This window comes from Mesorhizobium sp. M0862, from assembly GCF_040319795.1.
Classification (GTDB): Bacteria; Pseudomonadota; Alphaproteobacteria; order Rhizobiales; family Rhizobiaceae; genus Mesorhizobium.
The window spans coordinates 1-510 of record NZ_JAMYOJ010000066.1 but is presented as its reverse complement, the minus strand read 5'-3'; the positions used below and the strand labels follow the sequence as shown (position 1 = coordinate 510).

1 pseudogene is annotated in these 510 nt (G+C 65.5%); it reads right to left on the bottom strand.

From position 1 onward, the window contains the following. Positions 1-510 (bottom strand): annotated as a pseudogene (locus NKI15_RS31955) (adenylate/guanylate cyclase domain-containing protein); the annotation flags it as partial.

The following is a 510-nucleotide window of genomic DNA, read 5'->3' as shown; positions in this document are numbered from 1 at the left end:
GTCGGCGGCCGCGCCATGCGCTCGCTTTCCGCTGCCGAAGGTTGCATGCCAAGCGCCTTGGCGATCTCGCCGCTCATCTCGTGCTGGACGGCAAACACGCCGGCCATGCCACGGTCGAACCGGTTGGCCCACAGATTGTCGCCCGTTGCCGTATCGATGAGCTGGGCATTGAGGCGGATCTGCTCGCCGGTGCGGCGGACGCTCCCCTCGACAACGAAGCGGACGCCAAGGTCGCGCGCGACGTCCGCCAGCGCTGCAGGCTTGTTCTTGTAGGCGAACACCGAGTTGCGCGCGATGACGTCCAGACCGGACAGCTTGGTGAGGTCGGTGATCAGATCCTCGGTGATGCCGTCAGCGAAATAGTCCTGGCCTGGATCGCCGCCGAGGTTTGCAAACGGCAGCACGGCAACCGATGGCCGCGATGGCACTGAGAACTTCTGCCATGCGAAAATGCCGGCAATCGCGGCAATCGCCAAGGCGGCGGCGCCTGCCAGGATGATGACGCGCGAG